7 protein-coding genes are annotated in these 6,398 nt (G+C 74.0%); all 7 read left to right on the plus strand.

All coding sequences use genetic code 11. From position 1 onward, the window contains the following. Window positions 1-72: 72 nt before the first annotated feature. Window positions 73-513: a hypothetical protein gene (locus tag IN07_RS16135; protein WP_052091362.1), complete on the plus strand. Its 441-nt coding sequence runs from the start codon at window positions 73-75 to the stop codon at window positions 511-513. A gap of 287 nt (window positions 514-800) precedes the next feature. After that, window positions 801-1,034, plus strand: a complete 234-nt coding sequence (locus IN07_RS26735; RefSeq protein WP_036337349.1) for a ribbon-helix-helix domain-containing protein — start codon at window positions 801-803, stop codon at window positions 1,032-1,034. A 247-nt stretch (window positions 1,035-1,281) separates the two neighbouring features. After that, window positions 1,282-2,052 (plus strand): endonuclease/exonuclease/phosphatase family protein, encoded by a 771-nt coding sequence (locus tag IN07_RS16145; protein ID WP_036337350.1) that lies wholly within the window; start codon window positions 1,282-1,284, stop codon window positions 2,050-2,052. 460 nt (window positions 2,053-2,512) lie between these two features. Continuing rightward, entirely contained in the window at window positions 2,513-2,734 is a 222-nt protein-coding gene (locus IN07_RS16150) for a hypothetical protein (RefSeq protein WP_036337352.1), read from the plus strand. 58 nt (window positions 2,735-2,792) lie between these two features. Beyond that, window positions 2,793-4,301: a DUF2397 domain-containing protein gene (locus IN07_RS16155; protein WP_052091363.1), complete on the plus strand. Its 1,509-nt coding sequence runs from the start codon at window positions 2,793-2,795 to the stop codon at window positions 4,299-4,301. Continuing rightward, window positions 4,298-5,527, plus strand: a complete 1,230-nt coding sequence (locus tag IN07_RS16160; protein WP_036337353.1) for a TIGR02678 family protein — start codon at window positions 4,298-4,300, stop codon at window positions 5,525-5,527. Before IN07_RS16155 ends, IN07_RS16160 begins: the two co-directional genes overlap by 4 nt. Beyond that, window positions 5,524-6,398, plus strand: an 875-nt coding sequence (locus tag IN07_RS16165; RefSeq protein ID WP_036337354.1) for a hypothetical protein, incomplete at its 3' end; no start/stop codon positions are given. The genes IN07_RS16160 and IN07_RS16165, both read left to right, overlap by 4 nt.

The raw sequence follows: 6,398 nt of genomic DNA on the forward strand, positions 1-6,398 counted from the left end.
CAACGGCACGACCGCACCGGCCTGTGGACGACGCCAGCGGCGAGCGGCCGGTGCGCGGCAGAGTGCTCCGGCATGACGACCCGACCGCACCCCGACGTTCCGACGACCAGCGACGCCGAGCTCACCGAGCGGTGGGGCGGCCTGCTGCACCTCGAGGGGCCGCCGTCCGGGCGCCGACTGTTCCTCGCCTGGCTGCGGGCCGACGGCACGACGGTCCCGGTGCTGATCCCGGTCGATGAGCTGCCGCTCGAACCCGACCGGGTGGCCATCGGCAGGCTCGCCGACCTGCACACCGTCGTGGCCGACTCCGAGGGTGTCGAACGGTCGGACCTGCACCTGGCGATGTGCCTGGAACGGCCCGGGCCCACGACGCCCACCCCGGACGACGCCGCGTGGTGCGCCGCGATCGAGTCGATCGTCCGCGGGCGCGACAGTCTCGACTGCAGCCTGCACGTCCACAACGGGCACACCACCGCCCTGCTCCTCCCCCGGCATTCGTGGCCCTCGCCGTGAGAACCGGCAGCGACGTGCTGGAGAGTGGTGCGACGAGCCTGTGGGCATCGCGTCATGCCGACGCTGCCCCGGCGGTCCCTGAGCCCTGGAGCACTGTGCGCTACGAGAACCGGCATGCCTTACAGCTCGCCATCGCCGGAGCGGCGTCGCTGCGCCGTCCGAGATGCCCCGACGATGTGCACTGACGGCGGACTTTCTCGGCCTGCTACTCGCCGTCCACGCGCATCGTCGAACCTGCCGGGTCGACAGCCGATCCCAGTCGGCATCCAGCCCGGGACCATCGCGGGGTGAGCACCCAGCTCACCGTCCAGCTGCCCGAGGAACTCGTGCAATACGTGGACCAACTGGTCGCCGACGGCCGTGCGAGTTCCCGTGCCGCGGTCGTCAGCCGGGCACTCGAGCGGGAGCGCCGTCGCGAGCTGGCAGCGCGGGATGCGGCCACCCTGACCACCGTCGGGGACGACGACTTCGACGCCCTTGCCGAGCAGGCCCGCCGCACGCCGCTCGATGACCTGACCTGACGGGAAGGAGTCTTCGCGAGCGAGACCATCAGGGCCTCGCTCGGCTGCGGCCGGCCGAACAGCCAGCCCCGCGCCAGCGCGCGAGGCGGGCAGACGTTGACCGCACGTTCGACCATCCGGCGCACGAGGTGGCGTGCGCGGTGGCTACGGTCCCGATCAGGGTGCCATGCACTGGCCGACGTGACCCCTCCCGAGCTGACTGACCAACCGCCCGGCTGCGTGCCGGGTGTACGTGACTGGAGGCGGCGTGCGGATAGGCACCTGGAACCTGCGGCGCTACCCGACCTCGGCGTCGGAGAAGGCGCCCGATGTCATGACCTTCCTCGAGAAGCAGGTGGCCGACCTCTGGCTGTTCACCGAGGTGAACGAGGCCTGGCCGTCGACCGGCGGCACCCTCACGGTCTCCCCGGAGCGTCGCTACGGGCGCCCCCAAGACCGGTGGGCGGGGGTGTGGGTTCGACAACCCGCCACCGCGGTCAGGGTCCCTGACGAGGACGAGGAAGGGCCGGTTGCGGCCGAGGAGGCCCTCTGCCTGACCCGCATCACGCTGCCGTCCGGGTCTCCTCGACCCACCCTGCTGGTGGCCTGCTCGGTGCTGCCGTGGAGTGGCGCCGGACGCGACTGGCCCGGGCTTCCGTCCCCTCGATTCGACGACCAGGCGACGTTCGTCCTCGACCACCACCTCGCCCGCATCGAGAGGGCCCGCAACGGCGACGAGCCGATCATCTGGGGTGGTGACTTCAACCAGGAACTGCGCCGCCCGTCGGCGGCACGCTCCCAAGCCGGCCACCGCCTGGCCGGGACGGTCAACGGCATCGCCCGGCTGCAGACGGCCTTCGACCGCCTCGAGCTACGTGCCCTGAGCGCCCCCGCCAGCGAGGACGCCGAGGCCATCGACCACCTCGCCCTCAGCTGCTCCCTGCTGACGGCTGCCGACCTGGAGGTGCACCGGCCGCAGCGTCGCGACGGCCGACCCGTCAGCGACCATGCGGCCTACCTCGCCCACCTGCCGGATTGAGCGGTCAGCGCTGCACCGGCCCGCCTGCTTCCTGAGCAGCGCGGCCAGCGGCAGACCGGGCGAAGGTCCGAGCCCGGCTGGACCGCGCGATCAGTGGCTCACGGCTCACCAATGTCCTCGTGCCACAGCCCGGGCTCGCGGGCGATGAAGTCCTCCATCAGCGCGATGCACTCGGCGTCGTCCAGCACGACGTCCACCCCGCGCGAGCGCAGCAGCAGCGCCGCAGACGGTGTCCCGAGCCATGCCTGGACCCGGCAGGTACGGCGCCCACATCTCATCCAGCACGTCGAGCACTGCCCGATCGGCGAGGCGGCCCGACAGAGGTATTCGAACCCTCTGCGCACCCGGCCCGGACAAGAGCAAGCACACGCCACAACAGTCCGGTCAGGCGGCCGGCGAAGGCGCTGCCCGGAACGGCAGCTGGTTGCACGGTGCGACATCGCTGTGGACGCTTGGCCTCATGCCGATCCTCTACCTGCGCAACGTCCCGGCCGAGGTGATCGAGCGGCTGACCCGGCTGGCCGAGCGGGAGCATGCGTCGGTGAGCGCGGTGGCCATCCGCGAGCTGGCGGAGGCCACCCGTCGAGCGGACAACCCGGTGCGGCTGGCAGCCCTCCCGGACACCGACATCGCCGTGACCGACGTCATCGACGCCCTGGACGGCGGCCGCGCCGACCGGTGACCGTCCTCGACACCCCGGGCCACCGGTCCTGTCAGACCCGTCGGCCATGATTCAGGCGATGGCCGAGGAACCAGCCGCCGGCGGAGCGGAGCTCGACGCACGCCGGCTCGACCTGTACCGCTACGTCGGCGGCGCCGAGCACACCGGCGACTACCTGGCGATCATGCGGCTGTTCAGCTCCGGGCTGCTCATCGATCTCTCCGCCGCCGAGATCGCCGACCGGCTGGCCGAGCACACCGGGACGACCGGCGCGCGGCTCGACGTCGACACCGTCGAGGACCGCTGCGATTCACTCGTCCGCTGGGGCAACCTGGTGCGCTCTGTCCGGGACGCCCGGGTGCGCACCATCGCCGACTGGCAGCGTGCCCGAACCCGCTACCAGATCTCCAAGCTGGGCGGCCGGGTGCACCGTCAGGTGGAGGAGCTGCTCGCCACCTCCGAGGGCGCCCGCGAGGTCGCCCGGGAGCTGCTCGCCGGCACCGCCGACCGGCTCGCCCTCATCCGCGACCTCGCCACCGCCGACCCCGCCGACACCGAGCGGCTCGCCGCCGAGGTGACCACCCTCTTCGGCAACCAGCGGGTCTTCCTCGACAGCCTCGCCGATTTCTACGCCTACCTGGCCACCGTGCTCAGCCGCTACGACCTGGCCGGCGACGAGTACGCCACCTTCAAGGGCGTCCTGCTCGACTACGTCGACCTGCTCGGCTCCGACGTCGGCCGACACGCACCGCTGGTCGTCGACCGGCTCGCCGAGCTGCAGCCGCACGTGCCCGCCGTCGTGGCGCGGTTGGCCACCCTGCCCGGCCTCGGTGGCGGGAATCGCATCGAACGGCTCCCCGGTCGCACCGAGCAGGACTGGACCGAGTTCGGTGCCTGGTTCGCCGACGGCGGCGGGCGGTCCGGCCCCGACCGGTTGCGGGCCGCCGCCGAGCAGGCCCTCGGCCAGTTGCTCACCAACGCCAAGCGGATGGTGTCCTCCGCCGGCACCGGGCTCTCCCGCCGCGACGACCTCCTCCGGCTCGCCGCGGTCTTCGACAGCGCAGCCGACGACGACACCGCGCACCGGGTCTGGGCGGCCACCTTCGGTGCGGCTCCCGCCCGGCACCTGGCGCTCGGCCCGGTGGACGACGACGGCCGCATCCCGCCGACCACCTCCTGGTGGGACGCACCGCCGGTCGACGTCCCGGTGTCGGTCCGGGAGCAGGGCGACCGGGCCGCGCGGGGCCGCTCGGCCCGGGTGCCCGATCCCGGCCTGGACCGGGTCCGGCTGCTCGCCGAGGCGGAAGCGGAGGCCGCCGCACTGCGGGCCGCAGCCGCCGAGCTGTCCGCGGCCGGCCGGCTGCACGGCGCGCGACTGTCCCCGGCCGCCCGCGACCTGTTGCTCGACCAGCTGGCGGCGGTGATCGCCATCGACCAGCTGCTCGAGGCACCGGTCCGCCGATCGGACGCCGACCTGGGCGTCACCCTGCTCGTCGAGCCAGGCCCGGACACCGTCGTGGAGTCCTCCGACGGCCGGACCACCGTGCACGGGCTCGCCCTGTCCGTCCTGGCCGGGGAGCAGCCATGACCGCCGCCGTCACCACGTCCGCGCACGACGCCGCCGAGCGCCGGACCGCGGCCCGGGCACTGCTGCTCACCCCCGTGCTCACCGCCGACCGGCACCCGGAGACGATCCGGCTGGTCCGCCGGCACGCACCGGCGCTGCGGGCGGTGTTCGCCACCCAGCTGGGCTACACCCTCGTCGTCGAGTCGACCTTCGCCCGGCTGCTCAAGACCGCACCTGAACCCGGGTTCCCGGCCCGGCCGGCCCGCCGCGCCGACGGCCAGCCGTTCACCGCACGCAGCTACGTGCACCTGTGCCTGGTCGGCGCCGCACTGCTGTCGCCGTCCTCGGGTGAGCAGGTGCTGCTGTCCTCGCTCATCGAGCAGGTCCGCGCGGACGCCGCCGGGCTGGGCCTGGACATCCCGGACACGCTGCCCGAGCGGCGGTCCCTGGTGGCCGCGCTGGACCTGCTGGTCCGCTGGGGCGTGCTCACCGAGACCGACGGCAGCACCGCAGGCTGGGCCGAGCGGCAGGACGAGGCCCTGCTCACCGTGCACCGCCCGCTGCTGCCCTACCTGCTGACCGGTCCGCTGCCGCCCGCGGCGGACGCGGCGGCCCTGCTCGCCCCGGCCGGCGACGACCAGCCGCGCCGTCGGTTGCGTCGGCTGCTGGCCGAGCACCCGGTCGTCCTCCGGTCGGCACTGGATGCCGAGACCGCCGACGTGCTGTCACGCGAGCGCCGCGAGCTCGCCCGGCAGCTCGACGACTCCTTCGGTCTGGTGCTGGAGACCCGCGCCGAAGGAGTGCTCGCGCACGACCCGGATGCCTCGCTCAGCGACCTCACCTTCCCGGGCACGGGCACGGTGCGGCAGGCGGCCCTGCTGCTCGTCGAGCACCTGGCCATCGACTCCATGCCCGACCCCGACGTCCGGGACGCCACCGGGGCCCACCCTCCCGCGGTTGTGGTGCCGTGGCCGGCGGTCGAGGCGGCCCTCGCCGGCCTGCTCACCCGCTACGGCCGGGGCTGGCAGCAGCGGCTCCGCGACGATCCGGCCGCGCTCCGCGACGAGGTGCTCGACCTGCTCACGTCCCTGTCCCTCGTCACCGCGACCGCCGACGGGGTGCTCGTGCACGCCGTGGCGGCCCGCTACCGGGCCGAGGTGACCCACCACCGGGCGGCCCCACCCCGGCCGGCCCCGGCGCCGGCCGACGAGCCGGGCCTGTTCGACCTCGGGGAGGAGTCCGCGTGACCGGCACCCCCCGCTGGCGGCTGCACCGCGCCGGCATCCAGAACGTCTGGCACTACCTGGACGCCGAGTTCGTGCTGACCGGTGGCCGGATGGTGCTGCGCGGCACCAACGGTTCGGGCAAGTCCCGCGCACTGGAGCTCCTGCTGCCGTTCCTGCTGGACGCCGACCGGCGCCGGATGGACTCCAGCGGGTCCGGTCAGGTCAGCCTCGACCGGCTGATGCGGGTCGGCGGACCGGACTCCGGCAACCGGGTGGGCTACCTGTGGCTGGAGCTCGCGCACACCGACGGCGTCGCGGACCCAGCGCGCTTCCTCACCCTGGGCGCGCACCTGCGGTGGTCGTCCTCGACCGGCGTGGTGCGGATGCACTGGTTCAGCACCGACCGGCGGGTCGGGCACGACCTGCCGCTGATGGACGGCGACCGCCACCCGCTGAGCCGGGAGGACCTCGGCCGGCTGATCGGTCCCGACCAGCTCACCGACTCGGCCGACACGCACCGGGCACGCGTCCGGGAGCAGGTCTTCGGGCTCACCGACGCCCGGGCCGAGGAGCGCTTCGACGGGCTGATCCAGCTGCTGCACACGCTGCGCTCCCCCGACGTCGGCAACCGCATCGACGAGGGCCGGTTGCCGGCCCTGCTCTCGGACGCGCTGCCGCCGCTGTCGCAGACGACGCTGGACGCCGCGGGCGCCAAGCTCGACGAGATCTCCGAGACCCGTGCGCTCCAGCAGCGACTCGAGCGCGGCGTTGCCGATCTCGACCGGTTCCTCACCGCCTACCGCCGCTACGCCCAGGGCGAGCTGGCGGCGGCGGCCGGCCGGGCCCGCGCCGCCGTCCGCGACCGCCGCCGCACCGAACGGGCCGACGCGGC

This window comes from Modestobacter caceresii, assembly GCF_000761485.1.
Lineage (GTDB): Bacteria > Actinomycetota > Actinomycetes > Mycobacteriales > Geodermatophilaceae > Modestobacter > Modestobacter caceresii.

What these genes read in the sequence shown, in the direction of transcription:
- IN07_RS16135 (WP_052091362.1), top strand. Translation starts at nt 73, where the DNA reads ATGACGACCCGACCGCACCCCGACGTTCCGACGACCAGCGACGCCGAG.
- IN07_RS16150 (WP_036337352.1), top strand. Translation starts at nt 2,513, where the DNA reads ATGCCGATCCTCTACCTGCGCAACGTCCCGGCCGAGGTGATCGAGCGG.
- IN07_RS16155 (WP_052091363.1), top strand. Translation starts at nt 2,793, where the DNA reads ATGGCCGAGGAACCAGCCGCCGGCGGAGCGGAGCTCGACGCACGCCGG.
- IN07_RS16160 (WP_036337353.1), top strand. Translation starts at nt 4,298, where the DNA reads ATGACCGCCGCCGTCACCACGTCCGCGCACGACGCCGCCGAGCGCCGG.